This is a genomic window from Paracoccus solventivorans (genome assembly GCF_900142875.1).
In the GTDB taxonomy this organism is placed as follows: domain Bacteria; phylum Pseudomonadota; class Alphaproteobacteria; order Rhodobacterales; family Rhodobacteraceae; genus Paracoccus; species Paracoccus solventivorans.
This window is the reverse complement of the sequence record NZ_FRCK01000003.1, coordinates 126124-143562: the sequence shown is the minus strand read 5'-3', so window position 1 is coordinate 143562 and position 17439 is coordinate 126124. Positions and strand designations below refer to the sequence as shown.

20 protein-coding genes are annotated in these 17439 nt (G+C 69.7%); 16 read left to right on the top strand and 4 right to left on the bottom strand.

Features of this window, described 5'->3' with window-relative positions:
* Nucleotides 1-12: 12 nt before the first annotated feature.
* The 10 genes from BUB57_RS06485 (at nucleotide 13) to BUB57_RS06440 (ending at nucleotide 10161) form a co-directional block, all read left to right on the top strand.
* On the top strand, nucleotides 13-2322 hold the full coding sequence (locus tag BUB57_RS06485) for a hydantoinase B/oxoprolinase family protein (protein ID WP_073064060.1): 2310 nt from the start codon (nucleotides 13-15) through the stop codon (nucleotides 2320-2322).
* A 56-nt stretch (nucleotides 2323-2378) separates the two neighbouring features.
* Nucleotides 2379-2882 (top strand): acetone carboxylase subunit gamma, encoded by a 504-nt coding sequence (locus BUB57_RS06480; protein WP_073064057.1) that lies wholly within the window; start codon nucleotides 2379-2381, stop codon nucleotides 2880-2882.
* 125 nt (nucleotides 2883-3007) lie between these two features.
* On the top strand, nucleotides 3008-3421 hold the full coding sequence (locus tag BUB57_RS06475; protein ID WP_073064053.1) for a hypothetical protein: 414 nt from the start codon (nucleotides 3008-3010) through the stop codon (nucleotides 3419-3421).
* Nucleotides 3422-3589: 168 nt separating this feature from the next.
* On the top strand, nucleotides 3590-4687 hold the full coding sequence (locus BUB57_RS06470) for an NADH:flavin oxidoreductase/NADH oxidase (protein ID WP_073064050.1): 1098 nt from the start codon (nucleotides 3590-3592) through the stop codon (nucleotides 4685-4687).
* Between the two features lie 231 nt (nucleotides 4688-4918).
* A complete protein-coding gene (locus tag BUB57_RS06465; RefSeq protein ID WP_073064047.1) occupies nucleotides 4919-6319 on the top strand; it encodes a cytochrome B6 in 1401 nt (466 codons plus the stop codon).
* A 15-nt stretch (nucleotides 6320-6334) separates the two neighbouring features.
* On the top strand, nucleotides 6335-7069 hold the full coding sequence (locus BUB57_RS06460) for a DUF4142 domain-containing protein (RefSeq protein ID WP_084732028.1): 735 nt from the start codon (nucleotides 6335-6337) through the stop codon (nucleotides 7067-7069).
* A gap of 7 nt (nucleotides 7070-7076) precedes the next feature.
* Nucleotides 7077-8363: an SDR family oxidoreductase gene (locus BUB57_RS06455; RefSeq protein WP_073064039.1), complete on the top strand. Its 1287-nt coding sequence runs from the start codon at nucleotides 7077-7079 to the stop codon at nucleotides 8361-8363.
* Nucleotides 8363-8836, top strand: coding sequence for a DUF2269 family protein (locus BUB57_RS06450; protein ID WP_073064036.1), 474 nt, complete (start codon nucleotides 8363-8365; stop codon nucleotides 8834-8836). The genes BUB57_RS06455 and BUB57_RS06450 overlap by 1 nt, the downstream gene beginning before the upstream one ends.
* Before the next feature lie 109 nt (nucleotides 8837-8945).
* On the top strand, nucleotides 8946-9542 hold the full coding sequence (locus BUB57_RS16895) for an SWFGD domain-containing protein (RefSeq protein ID WP_073064033.1): 597 nt from the start codon (nucleotides 8946-8948) through the stop codon (nucleotides 9540-9542).
* Between the two features lie 205 nt (nucleotides 9543-9747).
* Nucleotides 9748-10161 carry a hypothetical protein gene (locus tag BUB57_RS06440; RefSeq protein ID WP_073064031.1) on the top strand — a complete coding sequence of 138 codons (414 nt, stop codon included), beginning with the start codon at nucleotides 9748-9750 and terminating at the stop codon, nucleotides 10159-10161.
* A gap of 133 nt (nucleotides 10162-10294) precedes the next feature.
* Here BUB57_RS06440 and BUB57_RS16535 read toward each other — a convergent pair whose 3' ends face one another.
* The gene (locus BUB57_RS16535) at nucleotides 10295-10660 is read right to left on the bottom strand and encodes a hypothetical protein (RefSeq protein ID WP_143159647.1); all 366 of its coding nucleotides are present in this window, start codon (nucleotides 10658-10660) and stop codon (nucleotides 10295-10297) included.
* 9 nt (nucleotides 10661-10669) lie between these two features.
* Here BUB57_RS16535 and BUB57_RS06435 point away from each other — a divergent pair, with 9 nt between their 5' ends.
* Complete coding sequence (locus BUB57_RS06435) at nucleotides 10670-11833, top strand: hypothetical protein (protein ID WP_143159646.1); 1164 nt, start codon at nucleotides 10670-10672, stop codon at nucleotides 11831-11833.
* Nucleotides 11834-11901: 68 nt separating this feature from the next.
* Here the strand turns inward: BUB57_RS06435 and BUB57_RS16760 are convergent, their stop codons facing one another.
* Both BUB57_RS16760 and BUB57_RS06425 read right to left on the bottom strand, forming a co-directional pair.
* Nucleotides 11902-12651, bottom strand: a complete 750-nt coding sequence (locus BUB57_RS16760; RefSeq protein ID WP_073064025.1) for a hypothetical protein — start codon at nucleotides 12649-12651, stop codon at nucleotides 11902-11904.
* A gap of 79 nt (nucleotides 12652-12730) precedes the next feature.
* Nucleotides 12731-13339: a cysteine hydrolase family protein gene (locus BUB57_RS06425; protein ID WP_073064022.1), complete on the bottom strand. Its 609-nt coding sequence runs from the start codon at nucleotides 13337-13339 to the stop codon at nucleotides 12731-12733.
* Nucleotides 13340-13492: 153 nt separating this feature from the next.
* Here BUB57_RS06425 and BUB57_RS06420 point away from each other — a divergent pair, with 153 nt between their 5' ends.
* From BUB57_RS06420 to BUB57_RS06405, 4 genes are all read left to right on the top strand, one after another.
* Nucleotides 13493-13699, top strand: a complete 207-nt coding sequence (locus BUB57_RS06420) for a hypothetical protein (protein WP_073064019.1) — start codon at nucleotides 13493-13495, stop codon at nucleotides 13697-13699.
* 209 nt (nucleotides 13700-13908) lie between these two features.
* A complete protein-coding gene (locus BUB57_RS06415; protein WP_084732001.1) occupies nucleotides 13909-15033 on the top strand; it encodes a sensor histidine kinase in 1125 nt (374 codons plus the stop codon).
* 251 nt (nucleotides 15034-15284) lie between these two features.
* Nucleotides 15285-15458, top strand: coding sequence for a hypothetical protein (locus BUB57_RS16755; RefSeq protein WP_159435562.1), 174 nt, complete (start codon nucleotides 15285-15287; stop codon nucleotides 15456-15458).
* Nucleotides 15459-15569: 111 nt separating this feature from the next.
* On the top strand, nucleotides 15570-16049 hold the full coding sequence (locus BUB57_RS06405) for a sigma-70 family RNA polymerase sigma factor (RefSeq protein ID WP_073064015.1): 480 nt from the start codon (nucleotides 15570-15572) through the stop codon (nucleotides 16047-16049).
* A 146-nt stretch (nucleotides 16050-16195) separates the two neighbouring features.
* On the opposite strand, the gene BUB57_RS06400 is transcribed toward BUB57_RS06405, so the two are convergent.
* Nucleotides 16196-16693, bottom strand: coding sequence for a YciE/YciF ferroxidase family protein (locus BUB57_RS06400; RefSeq protein ID WP_073064013.1), 498 nt, complete (start codon nucleotides 16691-16693; stop codon nucleotides 16196-16198).
* Nucleotides 16694-16830: 137 nt separating this feature from the next.
* On the opposite strand from BUB57_RS06400, the gene BUB57_RS06395 reads away from it, so the two are divergent.
* Entirely contained in the window at nucleotides 16831-17376 is a 546-nt protein-coding gene (locus tag BUB57_RS06395) for a hypothetical protein (RefSeq protein ID WP_073064011.1), read from the top strand.
* Nucleotides 17377-17439 lie beyond the last annotated feature (63 nt).

Genomic DNA, 17439 nt, shown 5'->3' with positions numbered 1-17439 from the left:
GAGGAAAGACCAATGAACATCCAAGCCAATTTCGAGGGCATCGTCCGCGGCGGCGAGACCCTGAAACAGCACCGCGACCGGCTGATGGAGGCCACCAAGCGCACCGGCCATTACGCCGGCATCAAGACGCTGGAACTGCGCGACAGCCAGCCGATCCTGTACAACAAGCTGTTCTCGCGGCTGCGGGCCGGGGTGGTGGACGCCCGCGAGACCGCCAAGAAGATCGCGGCCAGCCCGATCGTGGAACAGGAAGGCGAGCTTTGCTTCACGCTCTATAACGCGGCAGGCGATGCGATCCTGACTTCGACCGGGATCATCATCCACGTCGGCACCATGGGCGCGGCGATCAAGTACATGATCGAGAACGACTGGGAATCGAACCCCGGCATCAACGACAAGGACATTTTCTGTAACAACGACAACCTGATCGGCAACGTCCATACCTGCGACATCCACACCATCGTGCCGCTGTTCCACGAGGGCAAGCTGATCGGCTGGGTCGGCGGCGTGACGCACGTGATCGACACCGGCTCGGTCGGCCCGGGCTCGATGTCCACCGGCCAGGTGCAGCGCTTCGGCGACGGTTATCAGATCACCTGCCGCAAGATCGGGATCAACGATACGCTGCTGCGCGACTGGCTGCATGAAAGCCAGCGCTCGGTGCGGACCACGCGCTACTGGATGCTGGACGAACGCACCCGCATCGCCGGCTGCCACATGATCCGTGATCTGGTCGAGCAGGTCATCGCCGACGAAGGCATCGATGCCTATATGAAATTCGCCTATGAATCGATCGAGCACGGTCGGCAGGGCCTGCAGGCCCGCATCAAGGCGATGACCATCCCGGGCAAATATCGCCAGGTCGGTTTCGTCGATGTGCCTTACGAGCATGAGGATGTGCGGGTGCCTTCGGATTTCGCGAAGGTCGACACGATCATGCACACCCCGTCCGAGATCACCATCCGCCCCGACGCGACATGGCGGCTGGACTTCGAGGGCTCGTCCCGTTGGGGCTGGCATACCTACAACGCCCATGCGGTCAGCTTCACCAGCGGAATCTGGGTGATGATGACGCAATCGCTGATCCCGACCGAGATGATCAACGACGGCGCCGCCTACGGGACCGAGTTCCGGCTGCCCAAGGGCACCTGGATGAACCCCGACGACCGACGGGTGGCCTTCAGCTATTCGTGGCACTTCCTGGTCAGTTCCTGGACCTCGCTGTGGCGCGGGCTGTCACGCAGCTATTTCGGGCGCGGCTATCTGGAGGAAGTGAACGCCGGCAACGCCAATACCTCGAACTGGCTGCAAGGCGGCGGCTTCAACCAGTTTGACGAAGTTCACGCCGTCAACTCGTTCGAATGTGCCGCCAACGGGGTGGGCGCCAGCGCCCACAAGGACGGGATCAGCCACGCCGCCGCCATCTGGAACCCGGAAGGCGACATGGGCGACATGGAGATCTGGGAGCTGGCCGAGCCCCTGATCTACCTGGGGCGCGAGATCAAGGCCTCGTCGGGCGGCGCGGGCAAGTATCGCGGCGGCTGCGGCTTCCAGTCGCTGCGCATGGTCTGGAACGCCAAGGACTGGACGATGTTCTTCATGGGCAACGGCCATATCAGCTCTGACTGGGGTCTGATGGGCGGTTATCCGGCGGCATCGGGCTATCGCTTCGAGGCCCATGACACCAACCTCAAGCAGATCATCGCGGATGGGGGCGAGATCCCGCATGGCGGTGACCACGACCCGGAAAACCCGGTCTGGGACAGCCTGATCCCTGACGCGCTGATCAAGCGCGACAAGCAGGCCATCACCACCGAAGCCATGTTCAAGGATTACGATCTTTACCTGAACTACATGCGCGGTGGTCCGGGCTTTGGCGACCCGCTGGACCGCGTTCCCCAAAGCGTGGCCGACGACGTGAACGGCGGCTATCTGATCGAGCGTTTTGCGAACTCGGTCTATGGCGTCAAGCTGGTCAAGGGCGAAGACGGGCTGTTCGGCGTCGATGAGGCCGGAACCGAGGCGCGCCGCGCGGAAATCCGCAAGCAGCGGCTGGCCCGCGCGGTTCCGACCCGCGACTGGATGGCCAAAGAGCGCGAACGCATCCTGGCCAAGGACGCCGGCGTCCATGTCCAGCAGATGTTCGCCGCCAGCTTCAAGCTGGGCCCGCGCTTCGAGGAAAGCTTCCGCAAGTTCTGGGACCTGCCCGCCGACTGGCAGCTGCAGGAGGCCGACCTGCCGATCCCCTCCTACGGGCGCGAATACTCGATGGACATCTCGGAACTGCCGGATGTCCGCACGGTCAAGTTCGTCGACGAGTGATGCCGCGTGCCGCCCCCTGGCGGGCGGCACCCCCTTGAACCCGAAAGGAAATCACGATGGCTTACACGAAGAACAAGATCCGGGACCTGGTGGAAGGCACCATCGACCGCGACACCCTGCACACCATGCTGTCCACCCCCAAGGACAAGGAGCGCTTCCAGATCTACCTGGAAATCCTGCAGGAACAGGTGCCGTGGGACGACCGCATCATCCTGCCGCTGGGCCCCAAGCTGTTCATCGTCCAGCGCAAGTCGGACAGGAAATGGGTGGTGAAAAGCCTGGCCGGGCATGAGTTCTGCGACTGGCGCGACAACTGGAAACTGCACGCGGTGATGCATGTCCGCGAAACCGACGCAGAGATGGAGGAGCTTTATCCCCGGCTCATGGCCCCCACCACCAGCTGGCAGGTGATCCGCGAATACTATTGCCCGCTGTCCGGCGACCTGCTGGATGTCGAGGCGCCGACCCCGTGGTATCCGGTGATCCACGATTTCGAGCCCGACATCGACAGCTTCTATCAGGACTGGCTGGGGCTGGAACTGCCCGAACGCGCCGCCTGAGCCGCTGCCCCCCGCATCAGATGCCGCGCCCGGTCCCCGCCGGGCGCGGCCGCTGCATTCGGCCACGGTTGACCTGCCGGCCCGGTTTCGTCACCTTGCCCGCGAGAAAAACGAACGAGGTCAATATGCGCGCCGTCGCCGCCGCCACCGCCATCGCCCTGCTGACCGCGCTGCCGGCCGGGGCCGAGACCCGGGGCTTCATCGGCTTCAACTGGAGCTTCGACAGCTACGGCTCGACCCCGGAAGGGGTGCTGGGCATCGCCAGGATCCGGCTGGATTCCGACGGGGACGCGCGCGGGGCGAAAGCCTCGGTGCATCTGCCGCTGGCCCACGGGCTGTCCTTCGGCAGCGCCAAGCTGGTGGGCGTGCGCGGCAAGAGCGACCGGATGATCGAGGCCGGGGTCGGCTGGTCGGCCGCGACCGGCTCGGTCATCGGCACCGCCGGGCTCTGGGCGCCCTACGTGGACGCGGGGCTGGACTTCGACCTGTCCGGGGTGCGCGGCTATGGCGGCATCAACAGCCTGAAGGACTGGGACTGATCTCTGCCGCCCGAGCGGGGACCAGCCTGCGTTCGGCCGGGCTTTCCAAGGCCGGGTTTTGCCGGGATCGGTCGCATATGACGGGCTGCGCCGCGGGCCGGGCTTGACCTCGCGGTCGCATCGGGACCACATCCCCCCTTGCCCCGCCCCCGCCTGAAGGAGAGCCCGATGCCCCGTCTGTTCACCCCGCTTTCGGTCGGCGGCCTGCAGCTTTCCAATCGCATCGTCATCGCGCCGATGTGCCAATATTCAGCCGAGGACGGCTGCACCACCGACTGGCACCTGATCCATCTGGGCCAGCTGGCGCTGTCCGGCGCGGCGCTGCTGACCATCGAGGCCACCGCCGTCCTGCCCGAGGGCCGCATCTCCTACGCCGATGTCGGGCTGTGGGACGACCGGACCGAATCGGCGCTGGCCCGCACGCTGGAGGGCGTGCGCCGCTGGTCCGACATGCCCATCGCCATCCAGCTGGCCCACGCCGGGCGCAAGGCCTCGACCGACCTGCCGTGGCTGGGCGGCGGGCAGATCGCGCCCGATCATCCGAACGGCTGGCAGACGGTCGCCCCCAGCGCCGCAGCGTTCCAGCAGGGCGAGAACCCGCCCCAGGCGCTGGACCGCGCCGGGCTCGACCGGGTGCGCGACGCCTTCGCCGCCGCCGCCGCGCGTGCCGGGCGGCTGGGGCTGGACGCGGTGCAGATCCACGCCGCCCACGGCTATCTGCTGCACGAGTTCCTGTCGCCGCTGTCGAACCTGCGCGACGACGACTATGGCGGCAGCCTGGAAAACCGGATGCGCTTCCCGCTCGAGGTGTTCGATGCCGTCCGCGCCGCCTTTCCCGCCGAACGCCCGGTCTCGGTCCGCGTCTCCGGCACCGATTGGGTCGAGGGGGGCTGGGACATCGCCCAGACAGTGGCTTTTGCGCAGGCGCTGGAGGCACGGGGCTGCGCCGCGATCCACGTCTCCAGCGGCGGGCTGGACCCGCGCCAGCAGATCCCGGTTGGGCCGGGCTATCAGGTGCCGCTGGCCCGCGCCGTGAAACAGGCGGTAGGCATCCCGGTGGTCGCGGTCGGCCTGATCACCGGCTACGACCAGGCCGAGGCGATCGTCGCCACCAACGACGCCGATCTGGTCGCGCTGGCCCGCACGGTGCTTTACGACCCGCGCTGGCCCTGGCACGCCGCCGCACATCTGGGCGCAAGCGTCAAGGCCGCGCCGCAATACCTGCGCTGCCAGCCCCGGCAGTTCCGCGAGTTGTTCGAGGTGTAGGGATGCCACGGCTCCAGCCGGGGCCGTGAAGCCGCTGCAAACCGACCGACACTGACATGCCCGCGGCGCCCGCCGCCGCGGGTGCGAGGCCCGCCGGCTTGCGGGGGGGGGGGGGCAATCGTCTTCCCCCGCGGTCCGCGGCGCTGCGCCCGCCACCCCACCAACCCACAGTCGACACGGGAACATTCCGCCCCGCCGCCGGTTACCGCGTCCCAGCAAAAGGAGGATGCCATGCCGGTCCATCGTGCCCTGGCCCCGATCTGCGCGGCGTTGTTGGCCGGCGCGCAGCCCCTGCCCGCCGCCGCCGATCCCTTGCCGCCGGACACCACCTATCGTCCGCTGCCGGTGATGCCCCCCTCTCGCGCCCACGCCATCGACGAGGCGCAGAAGCCCGCCGTCATGGCCCGCCAGCGCGAGCTGCTGGACAGCCGCTATGATCTCGCGGACCGGCCGCTGCCGGGGGCGATGATGTCGGGCGGAACCAAGCCGGTGCAGGAGGGGGTGCGAGTGCGCCTGCCCGAGGGGCAGGACTGGGACTCGCTGGCCGCCATGACCCCGGCCGAGATCCGCGACGGCGACCTGCTGCCGCAGGGCTTCCTGCCGCTGCCGCATGTCAAGCAGGCCACCGGCGGACAGGTGTTCCCGCAGAACCAGATCGACCGGATCGCCGCGCAGGAACAGCGCGACCTGCGCCGATTCGACGTCGATTTCGACCTGCCCGACCACCTGACGCCCGAGTTCCCGCCGCCGATCTTCCTGACCACCCAGCCGCACCTGGGGGACGTCTCGCGCGGCGAGCTGCTGACCATCCGCAACTATTACGAGATCATGAACGGGCTGGTCACCCCCGTGCAGATGGAAGGGCTGCGCCTGCTGCTGACCCCATTCCCGCAGGAAGAGTTCAACCAGACCGAGGACCGCAAGGTCGCCGACCCCTCGCTGGGGGTGGCCTGCCTCGACTGCCATTCCAACTTCCACAGCAACGCGGCGTTTCACCAGACCCCGGACGTGCGCCCGCAGGCCAGCCGCTTCCGGCTGGACACCACCAGCCTGCGCGGCATGTTCAACCAGCAGATCCACGGCTCGAAGCGCTCGCTGCGCTCGATCGAGGATTTCACCGAGTTCGAGCAGCGCACCGCCTATTTCAACGGCGACCACGTCAGCGCCACCCGCAAGGGCGTGCATCTGCCCGACCGCGCCAATCAGGTGGCGATGATGGCGCAGATGCAGAACATCATCGACTTTCCCCCCGCCCCCAAGCTGGACCCGTTCGGGCGGCTGGACCCCACGCTCGCGACCGAGCAGGAGCTGGCCGGCGAGGCGGTCTTTCTGGGCAAGGGCCGCTGCGCGGAATGCCACAACCCGCAGACCGCCTTCATGGACAACCAGATGCACGACCTGAAGCTTGAACGGTTCTACAAGCCCGGGCAGGTCCATAACGACATGGCGACGCTGCCGGACGGGCCGATCAAGACCTTCACCCTGCGTGGCATCAAGGATTCGCCGCCCTATCTGCACGACGGCCGCCTGATGACGCTGGCCGACACGGTCGAGTTCTTCAACCTGGTGCTGGGGACGGGGCTGAGCGGCGACGAGAAAGAGGCGCTGACCGCCTATCTGCTGACGCTTTAGGAAAGGATGGACATCATGTTCCCCAGGATGATCGCGGCGGGGTGGGTGCTGCTGGCGGCCCCGGCGCTGGCCCAGATCGGCAACCCCGGCAATCTGGCCCCCGACACGGCGATGCAGGACGCGGCCACCCCGGCGCCGCACCAGCGCAACGCCCACGACACCCTCTCCTATCAGCTGCTGGCCGCCGGCGGCATGGCCGAGGTGGCGCTGGCGCAGCTGGCGCTGGACCGCGCCGGCTCGGACGAGCTGCGCGGCTTTGCCGAGATGATGGTGCGCGACCACTCCGACGCCAACGAGCGGCTTGCCGCGCTGGCCGAGGCCGCGAACGTGCCCCTGCCCGAGGGGCCGGACCCCGAACATCAGGCGATGCAGGAGCGGCTGGCCGGGCTCGAAGGCGGTGATTTCGACCTGGCCTATATCCGCGGCCAGATCACCGACCACCAGAAGACCGTGCAGCTGCTGTCGGCCGAGGTGACCGGCGGGCAGGACGCCGAGCTTCAGCGCCTTGCGGCCGAGCTGCTGCCGGTGGTGCAGGGGCATCTCGACCGCGCCCGCGACATCCATGCGCGGCTGGCCGGCATTTCCCCGGCCGTGACCCCCGCACCCGTGGCGCGTCCCGACCCTGCCGCGACCCCCGACCCCGCCGCGACCCCCGACCCTGCCGCGACCCCCGACCCCGGCGCTTCTCCCGACCCCGCCGCGGCGTCGCCAGCGCCCCCTGCGGCGCCGGCGGCCCCCGAGACGCCCTGAGCCCGCCATGAAGCTGCTGGTCACAGGGGCAAGCGGGCTGATCGGGCAAAGCGTCTGCACCCGGCTGGCGGCGGACGGGCACGAGGTCTGGGGCACCACCCGCGGCGCCCCGCGCCCCGGGCAGGGCGCGGTCGCAGGCTGGCTGCGCATGGATTTCACCCGCCCCGACCCCGCGGGCTGGCGCGCGCAGCTGCAGGGGTTCGAGGCGGTGGTGAACTGCGTCGGCGTCCTGCAGGACAGCCCGCGCGAGGATACCGCCGCCGCCCATGACAGCGGCGCCGAGGCGCTGTTTCGCGCCTGCGCCGAGGCGGGCGTGCGCCGCGTCCTGCATTTCTCGGCCATCGGGGTCGACCGCCACCAGCTGTCGGGGTTTTCGGCCAGCAAGCTGGCGGGGGACCGGGCGCTGATGGCGCTGGATCTGGACTGGGTGATCCTGCGCCCCTCGGTGGTGCTGGGCGGCCCGGTCTATGGTGCCAGCGCCCTGATCCGCGGGCTGGCGGCGCTGCCGCTGCTGCCGGTGATGCCCGCGACCGGCCCGCTGCAGGTGGTGGCGCTGGAGGACGTGGCCGAGACCGTGGCCTTTCTGATCCGCCCCGAGGCCCCTGCCCGGCTGGTGCTGGAGCTTGCCGGCCCGGAACGCCTGTCCTTTGCCGAGGTGGTGGCGCGGCATCGCGCCTGGCTGGGCTGGCGCCCGGCGCGGCGGATCGGGGTGCCGGGGTGGCTGGCAGCGCTGCTTTATCGGCTGGGCGACGCGGCGGCGCGGCTGGGCTGGCGCCCGCCCCTGCGCAGCACCGCCCGGCGCGAGATCACCCAGGGCGCGGTCGGCGATCCCGCCCCGTGGATGGAGGCGACGGGGATCTTTCCGCTGAGCCTGTCCGAGGCGCTGGCCCGGCGCCCGGTCTCGGTGCAGGAACGCTGGTTCGCGCCGCTCTATGTCATCAAGCCGGTGCTGATGGTGGTGCTGGTGCTGTTCTGGACGATCACGGCGGTGATCTCGCTGACCACCGGCTATCACAACGGGGTCGAGCTGATGCACCGCGCCGGCACCGGGCCGCTGGCCGGGCCGGGGGTGGTGGCCGGGGCGCTGGCCGATCTGGCGGTCGGGCTGTCGATCGCCTGGCGCCCCAGCGCGCGGCGCGGGTTGTGGGCCGCGATCGCGCTGTCGGCGTTCTACATCGTCACCGGCACCCTGCTGCTGCCCGAGCTGTGGAACGAGCCGCTGGGACCGCTGCTGAAGATCTGGCCGATCCTGATGGCGCATTTCGTCGCGCTGGCCATCCTGGACGAACGCTGATGCTGTATTACGCGCTGAAATACCTGCATGTCATCGGCGCCTCGGTGCTGCTGGGGACGGGGGCGGGCATCGCCTTCTTCATGCTGCTGGCGCATTGGACCGGCAGCAAGCCGCTGATCGCCGGGGTGGCGCGCATCGTGGTGATCGCGGATTTCCTGTTCACCGCCACCGCGGTGGTGGCGCAGCCGGTCACCGGGCTGGCGCTGGTCTGGGTGATGGGCTACGGGCTGGGCGAGCACTGGATCGTGCTGTCGATCCTGCTTTACATCGTCACCGGGGCGTTCTGGCTGCCGGTGGTGTGGATCCAGATGCAGATGCGCGACATGGCCCAGGCGGCGCTGCGCGACGGCACCGAACTGCCCGCCCGCTACCACCGCCTGTTCCGGGTCTGGTTCGTCTTCGGCTTTCCGGCGTTCTTCGCGGTGCTGGGGATCTTGTGGCTGATGATCGCCCGCCCGGCCCAGATCTGGTAGGTGGGCCGCGATTTTCGCGCCCGCGCGCAGGAACAATCCGCCCCGCTTCCGGTTGTCCGCCCCCGCCATCGCCGATGGCAGGGATCAATCCGTGACACAGGAGGACAGCATGGCAGATCGCTGGAGGGATGACGAGCGCAGCCGCTGGGACGAAAACCGCAACCGCGGCAGCTACGGCAGCGCGTCCAGCAGCCGCTACCGCGAGGGCTATGGCTCGCAGGGCCAGGGCCGCGTGGCCCGTCAGGAGGATTACTGGCGCGCCGGCCAGGGCAGCCTGTCCCGCAATACCGGCAGCTACGGGGGCGCGTCCAGCAGCCGCGATTACGACCGCGGCTACGGCGCGGGCTCGTCCGGCAGCCGGGATTACGACCGGAGTTATGGCGCGGGCTACTCGGGCTCTTCGAGCTATGCGGGCCGCGCCGGGCGCGACACCGACTATGGCTCGGGCTATCGCGGCTATCGCAGCTATGACGATGACGACCGCCGCAGCGGCTATCGCAGCGGGGATTACCGCAGCGGCGACTATCGCAGCGGCGACCGCGGCTGGATGGAACGCGCGGGCGACGAGGTGGCGTCCTGGTTCGGCGACGACGAGGCCGAGCGCCGCCGCCGCATGGACGAGCTGCGCGACGACGACGACCGCCGCGGCGCTTATTCCCGCAGCGGCTACAACCGGATGGGCGGACGCTACCGCGACGACTGGTAAGGCGCCGCAAGCGCGCCTGCCACAAGTGACGGGCAAGGGGCCGGATTGCCGCGGGGCGATCCGGCCCCTTTTGCATCCCGCTCCCTCCGATTCCCGGCCGGCTGCGGGGAACCGCGGCCGGGTCGGCGCGCTTTCCCCCTGTCGGCGAAACGGGCGGGTGCGAGTGTCCGCCCGCCGCCCCCCGGGGTGATGAAGGAGCGGGATCTTGCGGAGTCTGGAGCGGGGGAATGGCAACCGCGCCGCCGAACAGCCGGCAGGCGAGATCACCGAACCCGACCCCGGCATCGCGCCGCCGCTCGCCGGCCACAAGGGCGCGGGCGCCTGCCTTATGGTCCGCGCCGCCTGGCACGGGGACATCCGGTTCCAGTCGCCGCCCGCCCCCCTGCCCGCGTGCACGCCTGAAAGCCTGGACCCAATCATCCGCGCCATGCTGGCCGAGGCGCGCCCAGCCCTGCAGGATGCGGCTGCGGCCGAGCGGCTGGTGGCCGCGGTGCTGGAACGCGCGATCCGCAGCTGCCGGCGCGGCGAGCTGGGCGAGGCAGCGCTCGAGCAGCCGGGCCCATGGCTTTTCCGGCTGCTCGCGCAGGAAATCCAGGCGCGGCGCCGATATCCGGGCTGACCCGGGCACCAGTCGGGCGGCGGGGCGACACGGGGTTCCCCCCCTGCCCCGGCGCCCGCAAGACGCGCAGAAAAATCCCGTCCGCCCCCGGCTTCGCCGCTTTTCCTCTGGAACATTTGCCTCCGCCGCCGGTTCAGGGCGCCCACAGCATGGAGGCGACCACATGGCACGCGAAGCAGAGCCATCCGGGAAAAAGAAGGATGGCGATCAGCCGGGCGACACCGCGCAGGGCAGCGCGACCCAGGGAAGCACGGCTTCGGGGAACCAGGACCAGACTCAAGGCCAGGGCAGCCAGAGCCAGTCGGGTCAGGGCCAATCGGGTCAGGGTCAATCGGCCCAAGGGCAGTCGGGCCAGTTCGGCCAAAAACCGGCCGCCGGAACCCAGACGCGCAATGCTGTCCAGGGGCAGGCCGCGCGGTCGCAGAACGACGACACCGATGATGACGACGATGACGATGGCGACATCGCCAATGATGGCTTCGCGCAGCTGCGGGCGCATCACGGCACCTTGCGCGCCCTGCTGGGCGAAGCCTCGAAGGTGACCGACGGCGAAGAGGCCGAGGAGCTGCTGGACCGCCTGTCCTCGGCCTGGGCCCGCCACGCCGCGGCGCATGAGCTGCTGTACGAATCCGCGACCGACGCCGGGCTGCGCGAGTTCCCGGCGCTGAACGAGACCGCCATCGACGGCGATCTGGTGTCGTTTCTGCTGCGCGCCGGAGAGCAGCTCTACGGCCCCATGGCGCTGGCCGCACTGCGGGTCGCCGCACGGCTGATCGGCGAGATCATCGAACGCGAGGAAAAGCCCCGCAGCGGGCTTCTTGCAAAGGCAAAGGCGGCCGGGGTCGACCCGGCGGCCCTGGGCAGGGACCTCGGTTCCTACCTTACGGCGCCATCCCGACGGGGTGGCATAAGATCGCCGCGTCTGCGGCACCTTACGGCAATTCAGGAGGACAACATGCCGAGGAATTCGAACATGCCTGAGCGCGACGAATACGGGCGTTTCGTCAGCGACGACGATCGTGGGGGCCGGGGTCGCAGCTCTGGCCGGGACAGCGACGACCGCGAACGCGACAGCCGCGGCCGCTTCATGAGCGACGACGACCGTGGCGGTCGCGGGCGCAGTTCTGGCCGCGACAGCGATGATCGTGAACGCGACAGCCGCGGCCGTTTCATGAGCGACGATGACCGTGGCGGACGCTCGCGCTCGTCCAGCCGCTACGACGACGACGACCGCCGCTATTCCTCGCGCGGGCGCGACGACGATGACGACGATCGCGGCTATTCGCGCGACCGCGGGCAAGGCGGCTGGTTCGGCGATCCCCGTGGCCATTCGGAAGCCGCGCGGCTGGGCTGGGAACATCGCCGCGACGATGACGACGACGATTACGGCCGCGGCCGCTCGCGCTCGTCCAGCCGCTACGACGACGACGACCGCCGCTACTCCTCGTCCTCGCGCGGCGGGCGTGATCGCGACGACGACCGCGGCTCTTCGCGCGACCGCGGGCAAGGCGGCTGGTTCGGCGACCCCCGCGGCCATTCGGAAGCCGCACGGCTTGGCTGGGAACATCGCCGCGACGATGACGACGACGATTACGGCCGCGGCCGCTCGCGCTCGTCCAGCCGCTATGATGACGACGACGACCGCCGTTCGTCCTCGCGCGGCCGCCGCTGACCGACCCGGACGACAGGCAGAAAGGGGGCCGCGAGGCCCCCTTTTTCATGCGCCCGCCGTGGCCGCGATCAGCAGGGGCGTGACAGTTTCTGCCGATGCCACAGCCGCTCGATCAGCATGACCAGCAGCGCCCCCACCTCGGCTTCAGAGCCGAGCGCCGGCACATAGGCCAGCGCCTGCACCATCGCCTCGGCCAGCAGGTCGTCGGCCAGCGCCGCATCCGGCACCAGCACCCGCGCCATCGCCCGCAGCCCCGGCACCATCTCGATCAGCGACATTCCGGGGCCGGAGAGGTCCGGGGTGACCGGCAGGCCCGAACGGAAGATCGCCACATGCAGCAGCACCGCCGAGGCCAGCGCCTCGGGCCCGTCCTCGCTGTGGACGCAGCTGCCGGCGGGGTAATGTTCAAGGCAGCGTTCCGGGTGGTCGGTGAAGATGACGAAGGGAACCCCCGTCGCCTGCAACCGCCGCGCCAAGGGGTTCGGATCGCCCAGGTTCACCACCGCGGCGTCGAGTTCCAGCACCGCCGCGCCGCCCGGGTGGCCGTTCACCGCAGACAGCCCGCCTCCAGTCTTTCCCGCGCCTCCGGCACCCGGCGCACAGCGGGCACGCAGCGGCAGCGGCGGCATGCCCTGCCCTGCCCCGTCGCCGGGCGGCAGCACCTCGACCGCCGCACCGGCCTCGCGCAGATAGGCGGCAAGGGAGGCGCTGCCCGCATCCTCCCACAGCGCCAGCCGCAGCCCGGACAGGTCGCTGGCGCGGTAGTAATGGCTCAGCCCCGCCGGGATCGCAGAGGGGGCAGCCGGGCGATGGGTCATGGTCGCGCTCCGTCACATGTGGCTGGCCGCGGGGGCGGGACGCCCGGCGGCCGCTGGCCGGCCGGGGGGCGCCTGCCCCTCATACCGGCCAGCTGTCGAGGATTTCGTCAAAGGGCGCGGTTTCGATCTGCTGGGACAGCCTGGTGCGAAACAGCGTCATCGCGGCGTCATGGCCGGTGTCGGTGGACGAGCACACCCCGTCGCTGACCAGCACCACCCGGTAGCCCAGGTCCACCGCCCCCATGACGGTGGCCATGACGCAGATGTCGGTCTCTCCTCCGGTCATCACCAGCGTGTTGATTCCGGCGCCGCGCAGGAAATGATGCAGCCGCCCGTCGTGCCAGGGCGAATACACCGGTTTGTCGATCACCCGCGCCGGCGGCACATGACCGGCCAGTTCGGGCAGCAGCTCCAGCCAGCCGGGGTCCAGCCGCTCGCGCAGCATCTCGGGCCATTCGGCGTAATAGCGCGCCCAGGCGCCGCCGGTCTGGGCATGGCTGGCCGGGGGGACAAAGCGGGTGAACACGGTGCGCTCGGTCCGCGCGGCCACCAGATGCGCCACCACGGGGCGGACCTTCTCGATCCACGGGATCGCCCAGGGCGAACCGGCGCCGAACAGTCTTTGCATGTCGATGCAAAGATGCGCCGCCTCATCGCCCAGGGGGCCGAATCTCAGGGTGTCCTGCATGTATGTCCGCCGGGTCGGAATGGTCGGGGATCGGGATGATCTGGGGGACGAACCGGAATCCGGCAGGTTTCGTTCCGCTGCCGCCGAATTATTGGAACATCGGGAAGGCTGGCCGGTTGGAGGGTCCGCATCGAGCACGAGGAGGATGTCCCGATGAACCAGAACAACCAGAACAACGACAAGAAGGGCCAGGGCCAAGGCGGTCAGGGCGGCCAAGGCGGCGGTCAGGGCGGCCAAGGCGGTCAGGGCGGCGGCCAGGGCGGCGGTGGCGGTCAAGGCGGTGGCCAGGGCGGCGGTCAAGGCGGCCAGGGGGGCGGCCAAGGCGGCGGCCGCAAGGACGACGATCAGCGCCGCGGCTGATTCCTGCCCAAAGCGGTGACCGCAAGGTCACCGCCCCTCACGATCGTGGTTTTCCGCTTCTGGCCGGGCGGTTACCGCGCTATCATCCGGTTGCGCCCGAACGTCCCGACGGATGTGCCTCGCACCGGATCCGGCCCCGTCTTCCAAGCCTGCATTCCGTGATGCGTCGCGTCCCCCCGGGAAAAGGGTGTTCAGCGAAGGGGGGACGGATGGCCGGTTTGCATTTTCTGGACGGCGGCGGCGAGATGGCGCAGGCCATCCGGGCCAAGGACTGGTCCGCACACGAGCTGGGCCCCCCCGAGGGCTGGCCCTCGGCGCTCAAGGTGACGCTGGGCATGGCGCTGAACTCAAAGTTCCCGAAATGCCTGGTCTGGGGTCCCGGCCTGGTAACGCTTTACAACGACGCCTTCCGCCCGATCCTCGGGGACAAGGGCGATGTGCTGGGCTGCTCTTTCGCCGATATCTGGGGCGAGGTCTGGGACCAGATCGGCCCGATGGCCGCGCGCGCCTTTGCCGGCGAGGCGACCTTTATCGAGGACTTCCCCCTGACCATCGACCGCTACGGCTACCCCGAGCCCTGCAACTTCACCTTTTGCTACAGCCCGATCCGGGACGAAAACGGCGTGGTGCGCGGCATGATGGACACGGTGATCGAAACCACCCGCACGGTCGAGACCGCCCGCCAGCTGCAACTGCGCAACAGCGAGCTGGCGCACCGGATCAAGAACACGCTGACCGTGGTGTCCGCGATCGTCAACCAGACCCTGCAAAGCCACGAGGGCCCGGACGCCGGCGACCACCTGCGCCAGCGGATCGGCGCGCTGGCCCATGCGCAGACCCTGCTGACCCGGGCGCAGGTCCGAAACGCCCGCATGGGCGAGGTCGTGCTCGAGGCGCTCAAACCCTTCCGCAGCGGCCAGGGCCGGTTCCACATCGACGGCCCCGCCGTCGGGGTCAGCGCCAAGCAGGCCCTGACCCTGGCGCTGGCCATCAACGAGCTGGCGACCAATGCCCTGAAATACGGGGCGCTGTCGGCGCCCGAGGGGCGGGTCGAACTGCGCTGGACCGCCGGCCGCCCGGGCAGCGACGACGACTTCACCCTGGTCTGGACCGAAACCGGCGGCCCACCGCCCAAGCCGCCCGCCGGCCGCGGCTTCGGCTCGCTGATCATCGAAGAGGTGCTGCCCGAGGATTTCATGGGCGAAAGCACCATCTCGCATGATGCGCCGGGGCTGTGCTGCCGGCTGCGGACCCGGATGCGCCACCTGGGCACCTCGGGGCCGGATGACGCCGGCGACGATCACGGCGAACACCCCCGTTCCGCCAGCTTGTAAGGGGACGCGGGACCGCGCCGGACCGGCGGGATACGGCCGCCGCCGCCGGTCCGCGCAAGGGTGTCGGAACAACTGCGCACCAGGCAGGTTGTCGGGCCGTCCGCGTCCCGGCGGGCAGGCCCCATGGGAAAGATTGATTTGTTTTCGGATTTTGTTGTCACAGGGGCGGAAAATCTGATGCGGACGGGCTGCCCCTGAGGAACGGGTTCGACTAGACTGGCCCTGCTGACGACAGAGACATGGAGTTCCCGATGGCCAACAGCGACTGCGGCCCGGTTGTCGATCCCGAGCTGGACAAGGCCCTGTCCGAGCTGCTGGCACAGACGGCGAAAGAGCCGATCTCGCCCCGGCTGCGCGAACTGGCGCAGCAGCTCGAGGCGGCGCTTGCCCAGGCGCGCGAGCGGCGGGGCCGCGACGCCTCCTGACGCACCCCGGCCAGTTTTCGCCAAACCCGCCCCCGCGGCGATTTCCGGCGGAACCGGCTGCGCGCCCCGGCATTGAGCCTCCGATACACTCGGACTTGCAAGGGAGCGCCCATGTCGGACGATATTCTCGGATATATCCCGGCGCTCCGCGCCTATTCACGCGCCCTGTGCCGGTCGGTCCCGGATGCCGAGGACCTGGTTCAGGAAACCCTGCTTCGCGCCATCGAGAACGTGCACCAGTATCGCCCCGGCACCAACATGCGGGCCTGGCTGTTCACCATCATGCGCAACCGTTTCCTGACCAACTGCCGCAAGTCGGCGCGCGAGCGGACGGGGGCGGCGGATTGCGTGTCAAGCTCGGTGCGGGTGCAGGTGAAGCCGGGGCAGGACTGGCACATGCAGGCGCGCGAGATGCAGGCGGCGCTGCGCGAGATGCCCCCCCATTACCGCGAGGCGATCGTGCTGGTCGGCGCCCTGGGCGAGAGCTATCTGGACGCCGCGCGCATCCTTGGCTGCGACATCGGCACCATCAAGAGCCGGGTGAACCGCGCCCGCCACATCCTTCAGGACCGGCTGGAACCGGCGCTGTAGGCGCCCTCTGCGCTGCGCGGGAACGCAGCGCCCTGGAAGTGACAGCCCCTTGAAAATGAGAAGGGCGGCCCACCGGCCGCCCCTTTTCGCATCCGGCCCGGCCGGCCCCGCCCGGCGGCGCCGGACACAGCCGTCGGGTGCAGTGGTCAGGCGGGCGCCGCCGCCTCGACGTTCGCCTCGCTCTCGGCGATCTCGGTCAGCAGCTCGTCGGTGTCGGATTCCTCGGTCAGTGTCTCGTCCAGCAGCGCGGCGGCATCGTCCAGCCCCAGCTGCCGCGCCCATTGCCGCAGCGTGCCATAGCGGGCGATCTCGTAATGCTCGACCGCCTGCGCCGCCGCGATCAGCCCGGCGTCCAGCGCCGGCGAGCCCTTGAAGGCCGCCATCACCTCTTCGCCCTCTTCGATGATGCCGTCGATGGCCGGGCAGGTCTTGCCGCGGGGGGACTTGCCGATGATGTCGAACACCTGCCGCAGGCGCTCGACATGGGTTTCCGTCTGGTCGCGGTGCTTTTCGAACGCCTGGCGCAGATGATCCGACTGCGCGCCGCGCGCCATCTTGGGCAGCGCCTTCAGGATCTGGCGCTCGGCATAATAGATGTCCTTCAGCGTCTCGTGGAACAGGTCGTCAAGAACCTTGTCGGGCATTGGATTTCTCCCTTCCGTGGGCGCCGGCGGGGGCCGGCGTCGGTTTCGCGGGGCCTGAACCGGCACGCCCGGGGAATGTTCCCGGGAACATTCCGCCCCGCCGCGGATTGCCGTCTTTTGAGGCAAGGGAGGAACCGATGACCCGTCCGATCGCGATGGCACGTTTCGACCGCGGCTGGCCGCTGGCCGGGGGCGCCGCCACGGTGCTGTCGGTGCTGGTGCTGGGGCTGGCCGCGATGGCCGCCGGCCTGCCGTTCTGGATGCCGCTGAACGCCACCAGCCACGCGCTGCACGGCCCCGAGGCCGGGCAGTTCGCCGGGCTCGACCTCGCGCATACCGGGGTCGGCGCCGTGATCCATGTCGCCGCCTGCTTCTTCTGGGCGGCGGTGGCGGTGCTGATGCTGCGCGCCGCCGAACGGGGCAGCCCGATGCTGGCCTGGGCGGCGGGGCTGGCCACCGGCGCGCTGGCCGGGGTGGTGGATTACGCGCTGATGCCCGCCCGCCTGACCCCGGGGTGGGAGCTGGTGCTGCCCGCCGCCGGGGTGATGGCGGGGCTGGCCGCGATGGGCGTGGGCATCGCGCTGGGGCTGCGGGCCGCGCATGTGCCCGACACCCCCGCCCACCTGCACGCCACGCCGCCCCCGAATGCCGCCGACCAGCCCGGCATCGTCCACGAGGACTGACGCAGGCAGGCCCCTGCCCGCGCCAGCTGCTTCTTTCTGGCCCAATTACCCATGCTGCGGCGA